Here is a 1,875-nt window from a genome sequence, read left to right on the forward strand (position 1 = left end):
AACGGGCCCGCCGCGGCGGCGCGGGCACGCGCCTGCCACCGGGTGTAGGAGCGGCGCGGGATGCCGAGCAAGGCCGTGAATCTCGAGACCGGCATCGCCGCGTCTTGGCGAATCACCTCGAGATCCTCGAAGGGCCCAGGACAGGATCTCCAGCCGCCGCCGCCATTGGAACAGCAGCGGCATCGGCGGGTTGTAGACGCGTTCGTTCTTGTCGTAGGAGACCACCAGTGACACGTGGGGCTGCTCGCCGCGGATCCTGGTGACGACGGCCGAGAGTACGTCGGCGAGTTCGGGTGAGATGACCAGCAGCCGCTCGGCGTCGGTCTTGGAGGGGGTGATCTGCAGCAGCGGGACGAGTTCCCCGGTGGCTGGCAGCCGGTAGTGGATCAGGCTGTGGTGCGACAGTTCGGTCAGCTCCTCGATCCGGATCCCGGTGTGGCGCAGCACTTCCACCATCGCCCAGGTCCAGAACCCGCGGTGTTCTTTGAAGCTGAGGTCGCGGCGGTGGCCGCTGTCGGGATTCTCGGCCCAGATGCGGCCGGTGGTCTCGGTGCTCATCACCGTGCGGCGCAGTGTCTCGCCGCTGGCGGCGGTGAACAGTTCGCCGGGCTGGGTACGTTCGGCGCCGGTGAGCAGCTCGGCGGTGCGGACCCGTTCGGCCTCCACCCAGGACACCAGCGCCGGCAACACCGGCAGCCGTTCGCGGGTGCGCTGGTCCATGCGGGACTTGCGCCGTGACCGGTCCTTCTTGTGGGAGACGTCGCTGGCGCTGACCGGGCAGCGCACCGCCCACGGGCCCCACCGGGCCGGGTCGTCGTCGGCCCACTCGGCGATGTCGAGATAGAAGGCACGCACCGCGGACAGCACGCTGCGCCCGTCCAGCCGGGTCGCGCTCAGCCGGACCTGCTCGCCGTTGGGGCTGGTTGTCGTGCGGGCCCGCGTCATTACCCGCTGCTTCCAGGCCGCGGCCACGTCGCGGGGCAGCTTGAGCGAGTCGATGCCGGGGTGGTGAGCCTCCAGGTCGGCCCAGAACAGCTTCCCGAGCAGGTAGGCGAAGCGTTGCAGCGAGGAGAAGTCCAGCGACGGCTGGCGTTCACGCAGGTAGTCCACCAGCACGTCACGCACCGGGCGGTAGGCGATCCGGTACCGGTCGATCAGCTGCTCGCAGCTGGGCTGCCCGCGGCCGGAGAACATCTCGATCGCGGCGGGCGCGTCCTCACCCAGCACACCGTGGCTGCGCAGCAGTTGATAGAACAGCGGGCTGTGCGCGTGCACCTCGGACGTCCGCGCATGCCGGCGGCGACCTGCAGGAGTTCGACGCAGTCACCAACCCGCAGCTCGGCGACTGGCCCGCCCTTGGCGGCCAGGATGACCGCGACCCGGGTCAGCGCCTGCTGCCCGGTCTGCAACCCGACCCGCCCCTGCGTGCACAGCTCGGAGAGCGCAGCGAATGCGGCCGTGTCCCGGCAGCGGGCCATCTCGATGGCCAACCCCCGGCGGGCCGGGGCGAAGCGCAGCAGCCAGCCGATGCTGGGGCGGAGCACGTCGGCGCAGATCAGCACCAGCAGACCGGGGCTCAAATGCGGCAGGTGCGTCCCGGGGGCCGTTTTCGCCCGGGATCGGCCGGCAGCTGCGGCGGTGATCAGATCGCGCCAGTCGGTCTGGTCTTCCCAGGCCGCCAGGTGGTCCCAAGGTCATGGCAAGGCCCTGGTCCCATCACCGTGGCAAGCGACACCATGGCCGCCTTGACCGGCAAAGGACGCAAGACTCGTCACGTCCCCATCGACGCCAACACGACGACGCTGCTGGCCGCCTACCTCGCCGAGCGGCATCTCGACAGCCCAGGCCGTGAGGACCACCCGGTGTTCTTCAACC

1 protein-coding gene and 1 pseudogene are annotated in these 1,875 nt (G+C 70.2%); one reads left to right on the forward strand and one right to left on the reverse strand.

What is annotated here, in order from left to right; translation table 11 throughout:
• Positions 1–116: transposase (locus tag GEV07_30905; GenBank protein ID MQA06918.1), on the reverse strand; the 116-nt coding region annotated here is incomplete at its 3' end.
• A gap of 1,629 nt (positions 117–1,745) precedes the next feature.
• Between GEV07_30905 and GEV07_30910 the strand changes: the two are divergent.
• Positions 1,746–1,875: pseudogene (locus GEV07_30910) on the forward strand (integrase/recombinase).

The sequence above is a fragment of the Streptosporangiales bacterium genome (genome assembly GCA_009379825.1).
Taxonomy (GTDB): Bacteria; Actinomycetota; Actinomycetes; order Streptosporangiales; family WHST01; genus WHST01.